Annotated in this window: 23 protein-coding genes; all 23 read right to left on the minus strand. The window is 41.9% G+C overall.

Annotated elements, in window-relative coordinates:
- Nucleotides 1-19: 19 nt before the first annotated feature.
- The 23 genes from rpsH to rpoC all read right to left on the minus strand — a co-directional run bounded on the left by rpsH (nt 20) and on the right by rpoC (nt 16,872).
- A complete protein-coding gene (gene rpsH, locus WAX46_RS07020) occupies nt 20-418 on the minus strand; it encodes a 30S ribosomal protein S8 (RefSeq protein WP_007496327.1) in 399 nt (132 codons plus the stop codon).
- 31 nt (nt 419-449) lie between these two features.
- Nucleotides 450-635, minus strand: coding sequence for a 30S ribosomal protein S14 (rpsN, locus tag WAX46_RS07025; RefSeq protein ID WP_008356542.1), 186 nt, complete (start codon nt 633-635; stop codon nt 450-452).
- Between the two features lie 22 nt (nt 636-657).
- Entirely contained in the window at nt 658-1,197 is a 540-nt protein-coding gene (gene rplE / locus WAX46_RS07030; RefSeq protein ID WP_024425600.1) for a 50S ribosomal protein L5, read from the minus strand.
- 25 nt (nt 1,198-1,222) lie between these two features.
- Nucleotides 1,223-1,534: a 50S ribosomal protein L24 gene (gene rplX, locus WAX46_RS07035; protein ID WP_008356538.1), complete on the minus strand. Its 312-nt coding sequence runs from the start codon at nt 1,532-1,534 to the stop codon at nt 1,223-1,225.
- Between the two features lie 35 nt (nt 1,535-1,569).
- The gene (gene rplN, locus WAX46_RS07040; protein ID WP_003216882.1) at nt 1,570-1,938 is read right to left on the minus strand and encodes a 50S ribosomal protein L14; all 369 of its coding nucleotides are present in this window, start codon (nt 1,936-1,938) and stop codon (nt 1,570-1,572) included.
- Nucleotides 1,939-1,977: 39 nt separating this feature from the next.
- The gene (rpsQ, locus tag WAX46_RS07045; protein WP_003216906.1) at nt 1,978-2,241 is read right to left on the minus strand and encodes a 30S ribosomal protein S17; all 264 of its coding nucleotides are present in this window, start codon (nt 2,239-2,241) and stop codon (nt 1,978-1,980) included.
- Between the two features lie 25 nt (nt 2,242-2,266).
- Nucleotides 2,267-2,467, minus strand: coding sequence for a 50S ribosomal protein L29 (gene rpmC / locus WAX46_RS07050; protein ID WP_003217155.1), 201 nt, complete (start codon nt 2,465-2,467; stop codon nt 2,267-2,269).
- A complete protein-coding gene (rplP, locus tag WAX46_RS07055) occupies nt 2,457-2,891 on the minus strand; it encodes a 50S ribosomal protein L16 (protein WP_003225801.1) in 435 nt (144 codons plus the stop codon). The genes rpmC and rplP overlap by 11 nt, the downstream gene beginning before the upstream one ends.
- 1 nt (nt 2,892) lies before the next feature.
- A complete protein-coding gene (gene rpsC / locus WAX46_RS07060) occupies nt 2,893-3,549 on the minus strand; it encodes a 30S ribosomal protein S3 (protein WP_226567660.1) in 657 nt (218 codons plus the stop codon).
- Between the two features lie 3 nt (nt 3,550-3,552).
- Nucleotides 3,553-3,894 (minus strand): 50S ribosomal protein L22, encoded by a 342-nt coding sequence (gene rplV, locus WAX46_RS07065; RefSeq protein WP_007496316.1) that lies wholly within the window; start codon nt 3,892-3,894, stop codon nt 3,553-3,555.
- Nucleotides 3,895-3,911: 17 nt separating this feature from the next.
- Nucleotides 3,912-4,190, minus strand: coding sequence for a 30S ribosomal protein S19 (rpsS, locus tag WAX46_RS07070; protein WP_003216920.1), 279 nt, complete (start codon nt 4,188-4,190; stop codon nt 3,912-3,914).
- Between the two features lie 57 nt (nt 4,191-4,247).
- Nucleotides 4,248-5,081 (minus strand): 50S ribosomal protein L2, encoded by an 834-nt coding sequence (gene rplB, locus WAX46_RS07075; protein WP_336493558.1) that lies wholly within the window; start codon nt 5,079-5,081, stop codon nt 4,248-4,250.
- Between the two features lie 28 nt (nt 5,082-5,109).
- Nucleotides 5,110-5,397 (minus strand): 50S ribosomal protein L23, encoded by a 288-nt coding sequence (rplW, locus tag WAX46_RS07080; protein WP_003217016.1) that lies wholly within the window; start codon nt 5,395-5,397, stop codon nt 5,110-5,112.
- On the minus strand, nt 5,397-6,020 hold the full coding sequence (rplD, locus tag WAX46_RS07085; RefSeq protein WP_226567658.1) for a 50S ribosomal protein L4: 624 nt from the start codon (nt 6,018-6,020) through the stop codon (nt 5,397-5,399). Before rplD ends, rplW begins: the two co-directional genes overlap by 1 nt.
- Before the next feature lie 27 nt (nt 6,021-6,047).
- Complete coding sequence (gene rplC, locus WAX46_RS07090) at nt 6,048-6,677, minus strand: 50S ribosomal protein L3 (RefSeq protein WP_226567657.1); 630 nt, start codon at nt 6,675-6,677, stop codon at nt 6,048-6,050.
- 38 nt (nt 6,678-6,715) lie between these two features.
- A complete protein-coding gene (gene rpsJ, locus WAX46_RS07095; protein WP_003156464.1) occupies nt 6,716-7,024 on the minus strand; it encodes a 30S ribosomal protein S10 in 309 nt (102 codons plus the stop codon).
- 218 nt (nt 7,025-7,242) lie between these two features.
- Nucleotides 7,243-8,202 carry an alpha/beta fold hydrolase gene (locus tag WAX46_RS07100; protein ID WP_226567656.1) on the minus strand — a complete coding sequence of 320 codons (960 nt, stop codon included), beginning with the start codon at nt 8,200-8,202 and terminating at the stop codon, nt 7,243-7,245.
- A gap of 110 nt (nt 8,203-8,312) precedes the next feature.
- Nucleotides 8,313-9,503, minus strand: coding sequence for an elongation factor Tu (gene tuf, locus WAX46_RS07105; RefSeq protein ID WP_007496302.1), 1,191 nt, complete (start codon nt 9,501-9,503; stop codon nt 8,313-8,315).
- 118 nt (nt 9,504-9,621) lie between these two features.
- Nucleotides 9,622-11,700: an elongation factor G gene (gene fusA / locus WAX46_RS07110; protein ID WP_226567655.1), complete on the minus strand. Its 2,079-nt coding sequence runs from the start codon at nt 11,698-11,700 to the stop codon at nt 9,622-9,624.
- A 54-nt stretch (nt 11,701-11,754) separates the two neighbouring features.
- The gene (gene rpsG, locus WAX46_RS07115) at nt 11,755-12,225 is read right to left on the minus strand and encodes a 30S ribosomal protein S7 (protein WP_008356520.1); all 471 of its coding nucleotides are present in this window, start codon (nt 12,223-12,225) and stop codon (nt 11,755-11,757) included.
- 121 nt (nt 12,226-12,346) lie between these two features.
- Entirely contained in the window at nt 12,347-12,766 is a 420-nt protein-coding gene (gene rpsL, locus WAX46_RS07120; RefSeq protein ID WP_008356518.1) for a 30S ribosomal protein S12, read from the minus strand.
- Between the two features lie 111 nt (nt 12,767-12,877).
- The gene (locus tag WAX46_RS07125; RefSeq protein ID WP_226567653.1) at nt 12,878-13,126 is read right to left on the minus strand and encodes a 50S ribosomal protein L7ae-like protein; all 249 of its coding nucleotides are present in this window, start codon (nt 13,124-13,126) and stop codon (nt 12,878-12,880) included.
- 146 nt (nt 13,127-13,272) lie between these two features.
- Nucleotides 13,273-16,872: a DNA-directed RNA polymerase subunit beta' gene (gene rpoC / locus WAX46_RS07130; protein ID WP_226567652.1), complete on the minus strand. Its 3,600-nt coding sequence runs from the start codon at nt 16,870-16,872 to the stop codon at nt 13,273-13,275.
- Nucleotides 16,873-16,921: the final 49 nt, after the last annotated feature.

Raw genomic sequence — 16,921 nt, forward strand, 5'->3', positions numbered from 1 at the left:
CATTCATCTTAAACTTTTTTTACCATACGTAAGCAAGTACTTCTCCACCAGCTTGTTTAGCACGGGCTTCTTTGTCCGATAAAACACCTTGTGATGTAGAAATAATTGCGATTCCAAGTCCGTTAAGTACACGTGGTACTTCATTTGATTTCGCATATACGCGTAAACCAGGTTTACTGATTCTTTTAAGACCAGTGATCACACGCTCGTTGTTTTGGCCGTATTTAAGAAACAAACGGATAATTCCTTGTTTGCTGTCTTCGACGTATTCAACGTCACGGATAAAACCTTCACGCTTTAAGATTTCAGCAATTTCTCTTTTGATTTTTGAAGCCGGTACTTCTAGCTTCTCATGACGTACCATGTTCGCATTGCGAATACGAGTCAGTAAATCTGCAATCGGATCTGTCATAACCATTATTTAATAACCTCCTTCCCATTTATGGGGATTACCAGCTAGCTTTTTTAACGCCAGGAATTTGTCCTTTATATGCAAGTTCGCGGAAACAAATACGGCAAAGTTTAAACTTACGAATAACTGAATGTGGACGACCACAACGTTCGCAGCGCGTATACTCTTGAACTTTAAACTTTTGTTTGCGTTGTTGTTTCGCAATCATAGACTTTTTAGCCACGATTTCGCCTCCCTTTCATTGATTATTTCTGGAACGGCATACCTACTTGAGTTAATAACTCACGTGCTTCTTCGTCCGTATTGGCAGTAGTAACGATAACGATATCCATACCGCGGACCTTTGTTACTTTATCGTAATCAATTTCTGGGAAGATTAACTGTTCTTTAATTCCAAGCGTGTAGTTTCCACGTCCGTCGAAAGATTTTTTAGAGATCCCACGGAAGTCACGTACACGTGGTAAAGATACAGAAATAAGTTTATCAAGAAAATCATACATGCGCTCTCCGCGAAGTGTTACTTTCGCACCGATTGGCATTCCTTCACGTAGACGGAATCCAGCAATAGATTTCTTCGCACGAGTAACGACAGGTTTTTGACCAGCGATAAACGTTAATTCTTCAACAGCAGTATCGATTGCTTTAGCGTTTTGAACTGCGTCACCAACACCCATGTTGATCACGATTTTTTCGATTTTTGGCACTTGCATTACTGAAGTGTATTCAAACTTAGAAACTAATGCAGGTGTAATTTCTTTTACATACTTTTCTTTAAGGCGGTTCATGAGAAAGACCTCCCTTCCTTATTTACTATTTATCTAGAACTTGCCCAGATTTTTTCGCTACACGGACTTTCTTTCCGTCCTCAACTTTATACCCAACACGTGTCACTTCACCCGTTTTAGGATCAAGCGGCATTACGTTTGATACGTGGATCGGCGCTTCTTGTTCAGAAATTCCGCCTTGAGGGTTAGCTTGGGTTGGTTTAGAGTGTTTTTTCACAAGGTTAATACCTTCTACTAAAACACGTTCCTTTTTAGGGAAAGCAGCAAGGATGACACCTTGTTTACCTTTATCTTTACCAGAGATAACCACTACTTTATCGCCCTTTTTAACATGCATTTAATCGCACCTCCTTGAGTCGCGGATTGTATTCATTAAAGTACTTCTGGTGCTAGAGAAACAATTTTCATATAGTTGTTTTCACGAAGTTCACGTGCTACTGGTCCGAAGATACGAGTTCCACGTGGGCTCTTGTCGTCACGGATGATGACACATGCATTTTCATCAAAACTGATGTAAGATCCATCGTTTCTGCGAGCTCCGCTCTTTGTACGAACGATAACTGCTTTCACAACTTCACCTTTTTTGACAACGCCTCCTGGTGTTGCTTGTTTAACCGTACAAACAATGACATCACCGATGTTAGCCGTTTTACGTCCAGAGCCACCAAGAACTTTAATCGTTAGTACTTCGCGTGCGCCAGAGTTGTCAGCTACTTTTAAACGAGTCTCCTGTTGAATCATTAATGTTACCTCCCTTCGGAAAAAGAAATCCGAACTTTATTAGATAATAACAGCTTCTTCGACAACTTCAACTAGACGAAAGCGTTTAGTCGCAGATAATGGACGAGTTTCCATGACCTTTACGATGTCTCCGATTTTTGCTTGGTTGTTTTCATCATGTGCTTTGAACTTTTTAGAGTATCTTACACGTTTGCCATAAAGTGAATGCTTTTTGTATGTTTCAACAACAACAGTGATGGTTTTATCCATTTTGTCAGAAACAACACGACCTTGATACACTTTACGTTGGTTACGTTCGCTCATGTTTGCGGGTCCTCCCCTCTAATTATTATTTATTAGCAGCGATTTCTCTTTGACGAATCACAGTTTTCATGCGTGCGATTGATTTACGCACTTCACGAATGCGAGCAGTATTTTCAAGCTGCCCAGTCGCTAATTGGAAACGAAGATTGAAAAGTTCTTCTTTAAGAGACTTTACTTTTTGTTCAATTTCAGCAGTGGTAAGGTCACGAATTTCATTAGCTTTCATTTGATTCACCACCAATTTCTTCACGTTTTACGAACTTCGTTTTAATTGGCAATTTGTGAGATGCAAGACGAAGAGCTTCACGAGCAACTTCTTCAGACACACCAGAAATTTCAAATAAAACTTTGCCCGGTTTTACTACAGCTACCCAACCTTCTGGAGCACCTTTACCGGAACCCATGCGGACCTCAAGAGGTTTAGCTGTGTATGGCTTAGAAGGGAAAATTTTAATCCAAACTTTACCGCCACGTTTCATATAACGAGTCATAGCAATACGAGCAGCTTCGATTTGACGGTTAGTGATCCAAGAAGCTTCAAGAGCTTGGATACCGAATTCACCGAAATGTACTTCAGTGCCGCCCTTTGCACGACCACGCATTTTTCCACGATGTTCTCTGCGATACTTCACGCGTTTTGGCAATAACATATTATTTTCCTCCTTCCGCAGTATTCTTCTTAGTTGGAAGGACTTCTCCACGATAGATCCATACTTTTACGCCAAGCTTACCATAAGTAGTGTCAGCTTCAGCAGTAGCATAGTCGATGTCAGCACGAAGTGTGTGCAACGGAACAGTACCTTCACTGTAATATTCAGAACGAGCAATATCTGCACCGCCAAGACGACCAGAAACCATTGTTTTGATTCCTTGTGCTCCAGCACGCATTGTGCGTTGGATTGTTTGTTTTTGTGCACGACGGAATGAAATACGATTTTCAAGTTGACGAGCGATGTTTTCAGCAACTAGCTGAGCATCAAGATCTGCTTTCTTGATTTCAAGAATGTTAATGTGTACACGTTTGCCAGTTAGGCTGTTAAGAGCTTTACGAAGTGCTTCAACTTCAGATCCGCCTTTACCAATTACCATACCTGGTTTAGCCGTGTGGATTGTGATATTTACGCGGTTTGCAGCACGTTCAATTTCTACTTTAGAAACAGACGCTTCAGACAAACGCTTGCTGATGAATTCACGGATTTTCAAGTCTTCATGTAAGAAGTTTGCGTAATCTTTTCCTGCGAACCATTTAGATTCCCAATCTCGAATGACGCCAATACGAAGACCTACTGGATTTACCTTTTGACCCACGGATTATCCCTCCTTCTTTTCTGATACAACGATTGTAATGTGGCTAGTACGTTTGTTAATTGCGCTCGCACGACCCATAGCACGTGGACGGAATCTCTTAAGTGTTGGACCTTCGTCAACGAATGCTTGAGTAATTACTAGGCTGTTAGCGTCCAACTCGTAGTTATGCTCAGCATTTGCGATAGCAGATTTTAATACTTTTTCAATAATTGGTGAAGCAGCCTTAGGTGTAAGGTTTAAGATAGAAACTGCTTCTCCTACTTGCTTACCTCGAATCAGGTCCATTACTAGACGTGCTTTGCGAGGAGCAATACGGACTGTTCTTGCGACAGCTTTAGCTTGCATTTAAAAGCCTCCTCTCATTAGCGTCTTGTTTTTTTATCGTCACTAGCATGACCTTTATAAGTACGGCTTGGTGCGAATTCGCCCAATTTGTGACCTACCATATCTTCAGAGATGAAAACAGGTACATGTTTGCGTCCGTCATAGACAGCGATTGTGTGACCGATGAATTGTGGGAAAATTGTAGAACGACGAGACCAAGTTTTTACTACTTGCTTTTTGTCAGTTTCATTCAATTTCTCGACTTTAGCCATCAAATGATCATCAACAAATGGTCCTTTTTTTAAGCTGCGAGCCATTGTGTAACCTCCCTTCGTGATTGAACTACGGTCCTAAATGAACCGTAGACAACCCCGTTACTTGTTTTTACGACGACGTACAATAAATTTATCAGACTTGTTGGTTTTCTTACGAGTCTTGAATCCAAGAGTCGGTTTACCCCATGGAGACATTGGTGATTTACGTCCGATTGGAGCGCGTCCTTCACCACCACCGTGTGGGTGATCGTTAGGGTTCATTACAGAACCACGAACTGTTGGGCGTACGCCTTTCCAGCGAGAACGTCCAGCTTTACCGATGTTAATTAATTCGTGTTGCTCGTTTCCAACTTGACCGATTGTCGCACGGCAAGCAGAAAGGATCATGCGAACTTCACCTGAGTTCAAACGTACAAGAACGTATTTACCTTCTTTACCAAGAACTTGAGCAGAAGTCCCAGCAGAACGAACTAATTGTCCACCTTTGCCTGGTTTTAATTCAATGTTATGCACAACTGTACCAACTGGGATGTTGATAAGTGGTAGAGCATTACCTGGTTTGATGTCTGCTTCTGGACCAGAAGTAACTTCAGTACCAACTTGAACTCCTTTTGGAGCAAGAATGTAACGTTTCTCACCATCTGCATAGTTTACAAGAGCGATGTTCGCTGAACGGTTTGGATCATACTCGATTGTAGCAACGCGTCCAGGTATACCGTCTTTATCACGCTTAAAGTCGATGATACGGTATTGACGTTTGTGACCGCCACCTTGATGACGAACTGTTAATCTACCTTGGTTGTTACGTCCGCCTTTTTTATGAAGCGGTGCAAGCAACGACTTTTCTGGTTTGTCATTCGTGATTTCAGCAAAATCTGAAGTAGTCATGCCACGACGACCATTACTGGTTGGTTTATACTTTTTAATCGCCATTTTGAATTTCCCTCCTTCTTTTTAAGATTTATGCTTCAAAAATTTCGATTTCTTTGCTGTCAGCAGTTAATTTCACGATCGCTTTTCTGCGACGGCTAGTCATACCAGTATAGCGTCCAACGCGTTTAGATTTCCCTTTGTAGTTTTGAACGTTGACTTTCTCAACTTTCACTCCAAAGATTTCTTCAACAGCGTCTTTCACTTCTGTTTTGTTAGCTCTGACATCAACTTCGAACGTGTACTTCTTCTCTGTCATTAGATCAGCAGAACGTTCAGTAATGATAGGGCGCTTTAGAACATCACGAGGATCTTTCATTATGCAAGTCCCTCCTCTACTTTTTCAACCGCTGCTTTAGTGATCAGAAGTTTGTCGTGGTTGACAACGTCAAGAACGTTGATACCTTTAGCTTCAACAACTGTTACTCCAGGGATGTTACGAGCAGATAAAGCAACTGTTTCGTTTGCATCCGCAGTGACGATCAACGCTTTCTTCTCAACAGATAATCCTTTAAGGATGCCTGCGAATTCTTTCGTTTTCACTGCATCAAGAGTAAGATCTTCAAGAACGATGATGTTGTTGTCGACTACTTTAGAAGACAATACTGACTTGATAGCCAAGCGGCGAACTTTTTTAGGTAATTTATAAGAATAGCTGCGTGGTGTTGGACCGAATACGATACCGCCTCCGCGCCATTGTGGTGAACGGATAGAACCTTGACGAGCACGACCAGTACCCTTCTGTCTCCAAGGCTTACGACCTCCGCCACGTACTTCAGAACGAGTTTTTACTTTGTGAGTTCCTTGACGTAAGGAAGCTCTTTGCATAAGAATAGCATCGAATACTACGCTTTCGTTTGGCTCGATTCCAAACACAGAAGCGTTTAATTCGATTTCACCGTTAGTAGAACCGTTTTGGTTAAATAATGCTACTTTTGGCATGACTTGTTTCCTCCTTTCCTAAGAGAGTTATTTAGATTTAACTGCACTCTTTACAGTTACTAGAGATTTTTTAGCTCCTGGTACGTTACCTTTGATCAAAAGAAGATTGCGTTCAGCATCAACTTTTACGATCTCAAGGTTTTGGACAGTGATTTGCTCTCCACCCATACGACCTGGAAGAAGTTTACCTTTGAATACACGGTTTGGATCAACAGGTCCCATTGAACCAGGACGACGGTGGTAACGTGAACCGTGAGTCATTGGTCCGCGTGATTGTCCGTGGCGTTTGATAGCCCCTTGGAATCCTTTACCTTTTGATGTTCCTGTTACATCTACGATATCTCCATTTGCGAAAATATCAACTTTGACTTCCTGACCAACTTCATACGCATCTAGCTCCACACCGCGTAATTCTTTTACGAAGCGCTTAGGAGCAGTTTCCGCTTTAGCAACGTGGCCTTTCTCTGGTTTGTTAGAAAGCTTTTCACGTTTGTCGTCAAAACCGATTTGGATTGCTTCGTAGCCATCCGTGTCATCAGTTTTCTTTTGAAGAACAACGTTAGCAGCAGCCTCAACAACAGTTACAGGGATAAGATCACCGTTTTCTGCGAATACTTGCGTCATACCAATTTTTCTACCTAAGATTCCTTTGGTCATTTCGTCACACCTCCTATAATGTATGTTTTCTATTTGAATTAAAGTTTGATTTCGATATCTACACCAGATGGTAAATCTAAACGCATCAGTGCATCAACTGTTTGCGGAGTTGGATTCACGATGTCGATTAGACGCTTGTGAGTACGCATCTCGAATTGCTCACGAGAATCTTTGTACTTATGCACCGCACGAAGGATTGTGTAAACTGATTTTTCAGTTGGAAGCGGGATTGGACCAGATACACTAGCACCAGAACGCTTAGCCGTTTCAACAATCTTCTCAGCAGATTGATCAAGAATTCTATGATCATATGCTTTTAAACGAATACGAATTTTTTGTTTTGCCATTATTTTCCCTCCTTTTCGCCTACTTACGTTAGACAGTTCTCCGTGAGAAAAACCTGATCACCTCGCCATGGCAAAGCGGCCGGGTGTGTCAGCAACCTCTCACTTCATCGCAGTCAAAGACCAACATGCACTATTGTAACAAATTGGCCTGTGTGTTGCAATAATAAATCAGATAAATTTATGATTTGCACACTTTTTATATTATACAGGGGTTCAGCCTATAAATCAAGCTTTCCCTGAAGATGATGTATAGCAGTCTTTCTTACGATACGAATGAATTCATCTGGTTCTTCAAGATGTGGGGAATGTGCAGAATCTTTAAAGGTGAACCATTCTTTTATTGGTGTCGTTAATTGGTCAACATATGGTTTTGATACATCAGCTGGTGTAATCAAGTCATGTGCACCATTGATAAAGTAGCACGGTATTAATATAGTAGAAACTCGGTTTTGAATGCTCTCATTCATCAGCTCATCCCACAGCTTGCTTTGACTAAACTTCTGCCCTTTGAGAAATCTCCATTTATCTATAAGCTGATAATGCTTGCTATGGAGAAACGCTCCCATCATTTGAAAAATCGGCTTCCACCTAAGCGTGAATCCTGCTTTTGCGAACTCTTTATATAGAGAGAACAATGCATGAGCTGAGCTTCGTTTCCACGGAGGAGGCGTAAGTAATCGCAGACAACTAGTGAAGAGTCGATTGCGATGGTATTTTCTCTGAAGAAGCTCATAAGAGACAATATTTTCTTTTAATACATCTACTACCTGACTAATTCCATAATAAGCATGATATAGATATGGACGTCTATGTACTGCTTGTATAGCAATCAATGAACCCCATGAGTATCCTGCAATGTATAATTTCGATTGGCCAACGTGGGAAAGGAGTTTTTCTGTGAGCTCAATCGTATCCTCGACAAATTGCTGAATGGTCATCGATGAAGCAGGAATATTTTTTTGATATGAAAGCCCTGCGCCGCGCTGATCCCATTGGACGACTGTGAAGTCTTGATCAAGTTCCTCATGAAAGGAACCGATATAACTAATTTGAGCTGAGCCAGGTCCACCGTGTAAAAATAAAAGAACGGGCTTTGTCTCTTTTGAATGATCCTCTTTCATCATGGTCCATTGGTCTACCCCACCAATCACCCATTTTTTCAAATATGTCTTTGCCATTCCAGTGATCCTCTCGGTTCAATATAGATTCTATAGCTTATAGTAGCCGTTCTGATCTGAAAAAGCAAAAAAAGAGACCCTTTTGGCAAGGAGTCTCTTTTATATGTTGATTACTTAATGATAGTTGAAACGACGCCAGAACCTACAGTACGTCCACCCTCACGGATAGAGAAACGAGTTCCTTCTTCGATAGCGATAGTAGAGATAAGTTCAACTTCCATCTCAGTGTTATCGCCAGGCATTACCATTTCAGTACCTTCTGGAAGATGTACGATACCAGTTACGTCAGTTGTACGGAAGTAGAACTGAGGACGGTAGTTAGTGAAGAATGGAGTATGACGTCCACCCTCTTCTTTAGAAAGTACATAAACTTCAGCTTTGAAACGGCTATGTGGAGTGATTGTACCTGGTTTAGCAAGTACTTGACCACGTTGAATGTCTTCACGAGATACACCACGAAGTAGTGCACCGATGTTGTCACCAGCTTCAGCATAGTCAAGAAGCTTACGGAACATTTCAACACCTGTAACAGTTGTTTTACCGTTTTCTTCTTGAAGACCGATGATTTCGACTTCGTCACCGACTTTAACTTGTCCACGCTCAACACGGCCAGTAGCAACTGTTCCACGACCAGTGATTGAGAATACGTCCTCAACTGGCATCATGAAAGGCTTCTCAGTGTCACGCTCTGGAGTTGGGATGTACTCATCAACCGCATCCATAAGTTCAAAGATTTTAGCTTCGTAGTCAGCATCTCCTTCAAGAGCTTTAAGAGCAGAACCTTTGATAACTGGTACATCGTCACCAGGGAAGTCATAGTCAGAAAGAAGGTCACGAACTTCCATTTCAACAAGTTCAAGTAACTCTTCATCGTCAACCATGTCACATTTGTTAAGGAATACTACGATGTATGGTACACCTACGTTACGAGAAAGTAGGATGTGCTCACGTGTTTGTGGCATTGGACCGTCAGCAGCAGATACTACTAAGATCGCACCGTCCATTTGAGCAGCACCAGTAATCATGTTTTTAACGTAGTCAGCGTGTCCTGGGCAGTCTACGTGTGCATAGTGACGAGTTTCAGTTTCATACTCAACGTGTGCAGTTGAGATTGTGATTCCACGCTCGCGCTCTTCTGGAGCACCATCGATTTGGTCATAAGCCATAGCTGTACCTTTACCAGATTTCTTATGAAGAACTGTTGAGATAGCAGCAGTTAGAGTTGTTTTACCATGGTCAACGTGTCCAATTGTACCAATGTTAGCATGCGATTTGGAACGATCGAATTTTTCTTTAGCCATTCTAAAAATCCTCCTTAAAGGTTCATTGTATTTGGTATAGAATGATAGAAAGTGAAGAGTTACCTCCCACTTTCTGATCTTCAATAGTAGTTATACTTTAGTTTAAAGGCAAAATCAATTATTCACCTTTATTTTTTTTGATGATTTCTTCACTGATGCTCTTAGGCACTTCTTCGTAGTGATCCATGTGCATAGTGAAAGTACCTCGACCTTGTGTGTTAGAACGGAGTGCAGTTGCATATCCGAACATTTCAGAAAGTGGAACCATAGCACGAACAACTTGAGCGTTACCACGAGCTTCCATACCTTCTACACGTCCACGACGAGATGTGATATCACCCATGATGTCTCCCATGTATTCTTCTGGGATAACGACTTCTACTTTCATCATTGGCTCAAGTAGAACTGGGTTACATTTGCTGACAGCATTTTTCAATGCCATAGATGCAGCAATTTTGAACGCCATTTCGTTAGAATCAACATCGTGGTAAGATCCATCAAATAACTTAGCTTTGATGTCGATTAATGGGAATCCAGCTAATACACCATTTTCAAGTGAATCTTCAAGACCTGCTTGAATAGCTGGGATGTATTCACGAGGAACAACCCCACCGACGATTGCATTTTCAAATTCGAAGCCTGCGCCTTCTTCGTTTGGTTCGAATTCGATCCAAACGTGTCCGAACTGACCACGTCCACCAGACTGACGTACGAATTTACCTTCAACTTTCGCACCAGTACGGAACGTTTCACGGTACGCAACTTGAGGAGCTCCTACGTTAGCTTCAACCTTGAATTCACGCTTCATACGGTCAACAATGATATCAAGGTGAAGCTCACCCATACCAGAGATGATCGTTTGACCCGTTTCAGGGTTTGTTTGCGTACGGAAAGTTGGGTCCTCTTCAGCTAGTTTAGCTAAAGCGATACTCATTTTATCTTGGTCAGCCTTAGATTTAGGCTCGATTGCTACATCGATAACTGGCTCTGGGAATTCCATAGACTCAAGGATAACAAGATCTTTCTCGTCACAAAGAGTATCCCCAGTAGATGTATCTTTAAGACCTACAGCTGCTGCGATATCTCCTGCGTAAACAGTAGAGATTTCTTCACGGCTGTTAGCGTGCATTTGAAGGATACGTCCAACACGTTCACGCTTGTTCTTAGAAGAGTTCTTCACGTAAGAACCAGAATCAAGTGTTCCAGAGTATACGCGGAAAAAAGTTAGTTTCCCAACATAAGGGTCAGTCATAACTTTAAATGCAAGTGCAGAGAATGGCGCGTCGTCAGTAGATTCACGCACAACCTCTTCATTTGTATCTGGCAGGATACCTTTGATTGCAGCAACATCAGTTGGTGCAGGAAGGTAATCAAGCACAGCGTCAAGTACAAGCTGAACACCTTTGTTTTTGAAAGCAGATCCAACAAGAACTGGATAGAATTCAACATTCAACGTTCCTTTACGGATTGCAGCTTTCAATTCAGGAATTGTGATTTCTTCACCCTCAAGGTATTTTTCCATAAGCTCTTCATCAAGCTCAGCGACAGCTTCAATTAAGCTGCTACGAAGCTCTTCAGCTTTGTCCTTATACTCAGCAGGGATTTCTTTCGCATCAGAGCGAGTTCCAAGGTCATCTTCGTAGAAGTATGCTACATTTTCTACAAGGTCGATGATTCCTTCGAATTGATCTTCAGCACCGATCGGCAATTGAATTGCATGAGCGTTTGCTTGAAGACGATCTCTTAATGTGCTTACAGAGTAAAGGAAGTCCGCACCTGTTTTATCCATTTTGTTAACGAATACGATACGAGGTACTCCGTAAGTTGTTGCTTGGCGCCAAACCGTTTCAGTTTGTGGCTCTACACCTGATTGTGCATCAAGAACAGCAACCGCACCATCAAGTACACGTAAAGAACGTTCAACTTCAACTGTGAAGTCTACGTGTCCTGGTGTATCAATGATGTTTACACGGTAACCTTTCCATTGTGCTGTAGTTGCTGCAGAAGTGATTGTAATACCACGTTCTTGCTCCTGCTCCATCCAGTCCATTTGTGAAGCTCCTTCGTGAGTTTCACCAATTTTATGGATACGACCAGTGTAGTACAAGATACGCTCAGTCGTTGTCGTTTTACCGGCATCGATGTGAGCCATGATGCCAATATTACGAGTTTTGTCTAAGGAGAACTCTCTTGCCATTGGGTAATTTCTCCTTCCTTATTAGGGAATAGTTTTTTTAGTTTGGTATAAATCCTACCAACGGTAGTGAGCGAATGCTTTGTTCGCTTCTGCCATTTTGTGTGTATCTTCACGTTTCTTAACAGCAGCACCAGTGTTGTTAGCTGCGTCAAGGATTTCGTTAGCAAGACGCTCTTCCATCGTTTTTTCTCCACGAAGACGAGCATAGTTTACTAACCAGCGAAGACCTAAAGTCGTACGACGGTCTGGGCGAACTTCTACAGGAACTTGGTAGTTAGCTCCACCTACACGACGTGCTTTAACTTCAAGAACTGGCATGATGTTTTTCAAGGCTTGTTCGAAAACCTCCATTGCTTCATTACCAGTACGTTCTTTGATGATATCAAATGACTTGTAGAGGATTGTTTGAGCTTTTCCTCTTTTACCGTCGATCATCATTTTGTTGATCAAACGAGATACAAGTTTAGAATTGTATATTGGATCTGGCAAAACGTCTCTTTTTGCTACAGGACCTTTACGTGGCATCTGAATAGCCTCCCTTCTCTTTTAAAAGGATTTCTATCTGTCTTTCATCTCAGTTTCATTGTCAGTTTCTTAACTCCACTGATCTGAAATCAACTCCTAAAAACCCTTATGTTTGATTCTATTATTTGCTTTGTTTAGGGCGTTTTGTTCCGTATTTAGAACGTCCTTGCATACGACCATCAACTCCGGCAGTATCAAGCGCACCACGAACGATGTGGTAACGTACACCCGGTAAGTCTTTTACACGTCCGCCACGGATAAGTACTACACTGTGCTCTTGTAGGTTATGTCCGATACCAGGAATGTAAGCTGTTACTTCAATCAGGTTAGACAAGCGTACACGAGCATATTTACGTAGTGCTGAGTTTGGTTTTTTCGGTGTCATTGTACCGACACGAGTACAAACCCCGCGCTTCTGTGGAGATGTTACGTTAGTGTGCTCTTTTTTGAAACTGTTGTATCCTTTGTTAAGTGCAGGAGACTTTGAGTTTTCAACTTTACTCACGCGTCCTTTGCGTACTAGCTGATTAATTGTAGGCATGTTTTATTCCTCCCTTCATTGCTTTTTTATAACCCACATACCCAGGTGGTTCATCAAAAGGCAAAAAACAATGTTTTTGCATTTTAAGCATGCAAAAACAAAACAAGTACGTTATAACTTAATGGCAACAGATGCTGCCCCAACTTCAATTCCGCAGGCTTTGCCGAGCTTTTTCATGGAATCTACCACTAAAATGTCTACATCCTTCTCTTGTGCTAGTTTCATTACACTAGCTATTAAGGTAGGATCAGCATCTTTTGCTACGACGATTTCCTTTACTGAATCTCGTTTTAGAGCTTTTACTGTTTGCTTCGTACCAATAATAATGGATTGAGCCTGTGATACTTTATCATAAGACATCAAATATCCTCCAAAGTAACAGGTTTTATTTTGAGCACCTTGGTTATATTATCATCATGGCAGAAGGATGTCAATATCGTATGACAGATTATCTTGACATCCTTCACCATTTTTTGAGGACTTTTATGGAATTCTTAAGAGAAAGATTACTCTACAGGAACCATGTCGTCAGTCGGTTGCACTTGGGAAACCGGCTTAACTTTACGGTAGTTTTGCATTCCCGTACCAGCAGGAACAAGTTTACCGATGATTACATTCTCTTTCAAGCCAAGCAGTTCATCACGTTTGCCTTTGATCGCCGCATCTGTTAGGACACGAGTCGTTTCTTGGAAGGATGCAGCAGACAAGAATGAGTCTGTTTCAAGCGATGCTTTTGTAATACCAAGAAGAACTGGACGACCTGTTGCAGGACGTTTGCCTTCGAATAGTACTTTTTTGTTCGCTTCAGTGAATTGATGTACATCAAGAAGTGTGCCTGGTAATACGTCTGTATCCCCTGCATCAGCGACACGCACTTTGCGAAGCATTTGGCGAACCATTACTTCTACGTGCTTATCTCCAATTTCTACCCCTTGCATACGATATACTTTTTGTACTTCATGAAGCAGATATTCTTGAACAGCTGTCATGTCAGTCACTTTGAGAAGTTCTTTTGGATCGATAGAACCTTCTGTAAGCACTTGACCACGAGTGACTTTGTCACCTTCAACAACTTTCAGACGTGCATTGTAAGGAGCTGTGTAAGAACGAGTTTCAACTTCGCCTTGAACCACAATTTCCTGCTGCTTGTCACGAACATCGTTGATTTCAGCAACGACACCATCAATTTCAGAGATGGTTGCTTGCCCTTTCGGATTACGCGCTTCAAATAGCTCTTGGATACGAGGTAAACCTTGTGTGATGTCGTCTCCTGCTACCCCACCGGTGTGGAACGTACGCATTGTAAGCTGTGTTCCTGGCTCACCGATTGATTGTGCAGCGATGATTCCAACTGCCTCACCAACTTCAACATCAGTACCAGTTGCAAGGTTTCGGCCGTAGCATCGTTTACATACACCATGAGGCGTGTTACATGTAAATGCAGAACGGATCCATACTTCCTCAATACCTACTTCAACTACTTCAAGTGCTTTATCTTCATCAATTAGTTCGTTCTCGTTAACAATGACTTCGCCCGTTTCAGGGTGAACAATTGGTTTTCTTGCAAAACGTCCGATGAGACGTTCTTCAAGTTTCTCAATAATTTCATTTCCTTCTTTAATGGACTTCGCCAAGATTCCACGGTCTGTACCGCAATCTGTTTCACGGATGATAACATCCTGTGCAACATCTACGAGACGACGCGTGAGGTAACCTGAGTCAGCTGTTTTAAGGGCTGTATCCGCAAGACCTTTACGCGCTCCGTGAGTAGAAATAAAGTATTCCAATACGGTTAAACCTTCACGGAAACTAGATTTAATCGGAAGTTCAATGATACGTCCAGCCGGGTTGGCCATCAGACCACGCATACCAGCCAGCTGAGTGAAGTTAGATGCGTTACCACGCGCTCCAGAGTCACTCATCATGTAGATTGGGTTGACTTCATCAAGGGACTTCATCAGTTTACCTTGGATGACATCTTTTGAAGAACTCCAGATTGAGATGACTCTCTCATAACGCTCTTCCTCTGTAATCAAACCACGTCTGAATTGCTTCATGACGTTATCTACTTTTGCTTGTGCTTCTTCAAGAATTTGCTGCTTATCATCTAATACGACAATATCAGACACACCAACAGTAATACCGGCTTTAGTAGAGTATCTGAAACCAAGATTTTTCATGCGGTCAAGCATTTTAGATGTCTCAGTGATATGGAATCTCTTAAAGATTTCAGCAATGATTTTTCCTAAAATACCTTTTTTGAACGGCGCATTTATTTCTTGTTTCTCGATCGCAGCTTTTACATCTTCACCTTTTTCAAGGAAGAAACGGTCGGGCGTTTTTTCTTCAATATTGCTCTTAGTCGGCTCATTCATGTATGGGAAAGATTCCGGTAAGATTTCGTTAAAGATCAGTTTTCCAACTGTTGTAATCAACAATTTAGAGCGCTGTTCATCAGTGAATGTAACATTCTTCAACGAGCTGGATGCAACAGCTACACGTGTATGAAGATGTACGTAACCATTTTGATAAGCTAAAAGGGCTTCGTCAGTATCTTTGAAGACCATACCTTCTCCGATAGCACCTTTGCGCTCAAGTGTTAGGTAGTAATTACCAAGTACCATATCCTGAGATGGCGTAACAACTGGTTTTCCATCTTTCGGATTCAAAATGTTTTGAGCAGCAAGCATTAAGATACGAGCTTCAGCTTGGGCTTCAGCAGATAATGGTACGTGAACCGCCATTTGGTCACCATCAAAGTCAGCGTTGTAGGCTGTACATACAAGTGGATGCAAACGAATTGCCCGTCCTTCCACAAGTGTAGGTTCAAACGCTTGAATACCAAGTCTGTGAAGAGTTGGTGCACGGTTTAGTAAGACTGGATGCTCACGAATAACTGATTCTAAAACATCCCATACTTCCGGCTGCACACGCTCAATTTTACGCTTTGCGCTCTTAATGTTGTGAGCTAATCCTTTTTCAACAAGCTCCTTCATCACAAATGGTTTGAATAATTCAAGAGCCATTTCTTTCGGAAGTCCACACTGATACATTTTCAAATGTGGCCCTACCACGATAACGGAACGTCCAGAATAGTCAACACGTTTACCAAGCAAGTTTTGACGGAAACGACCTTGCTTCCCTTTCAGCATGTGAGAAAGAGATTTCAACGGTCTATTCCCTGGTCCTGTTACTGGTCGACCTCTACGTCCATTATCAATCAAGGCATCGACAGCTTCTTGAAGCATACGCTTTTCGTTCTGAACGATGATGCTTGGCGCACCAAGATCTAATAGACGTTTCAGACGATTGTTACGGTTGATGACACGACGATAAAGGTCATTCAAGTCAGAAGTAGCAAAACGTCCACCATCAAGCTGAACCATTGGACGTAATTCTGGTGGGATCACCGGAAGTACATCAAGGATCATCCAAGACGGTTTGTTTCCTGAGTTACGGAAGGCTTCCAATACTTCAAGGCGTTTGATCGCACGTGTACGACGCTGTCCTTGGGCTGTTTTTAGTTCTTCTTTAAGTGTATCCACTTCTTTTACAAGATCGATATCTTGAAGAAGTTTGTTAATTGCTTCTGCACCCATAGCTGCTTGGAACGTATTACCGTACTTATCTAAATAAGCACGGAATTCTTTTTCAGAAAGAAGTTGTTTCTTCTCAAGCGGTGTATTGCCTGGATCTGTCACTACGTAAGAAGCGAAGTAGATCACTTCTTCTAACGCACGTGGTGACATATCAAGAACAAGCCCCATACGGCTTGGGATACCTTTGAAATACCAAATGTGGGAAACTGGGGCAGCCAGTTCGATATGCCCCATTCTCTCACGACGGACTTTCGCCCGTGTTACCTCTACACCACAACGGTCACATACAACACCCTTATAACGAACGCGTTTATACTTTCCACAATGACATTCCCAGTCTTTTTGCGGTCCGAAGATACGTTCACAAAAGAGACCATCTTTTTCAGGTTTCAGTGTACGATAGTTAATCGTTTCAGGCTTTTTCACTTCACCAAAAGACCAAGAACGGATTTTATCAGGTGATGCGAGACCGATGTTCATATACTCAAAATTGTTCACATCTAGCAAGGGGCCTACCTCCCTTTTAATCTTCGGGTTATACCCTAGTCACTTGCTC

Source organism: Bacillus sp. FJAT-53060 (assembly GCF_037104745.1).
Taxonomy (GTDB): Bacteria; Bacillota; Bacilli; order Bacillales; family Bacillaceae; genus Bacillus; species Bacillus stratosphericus_B.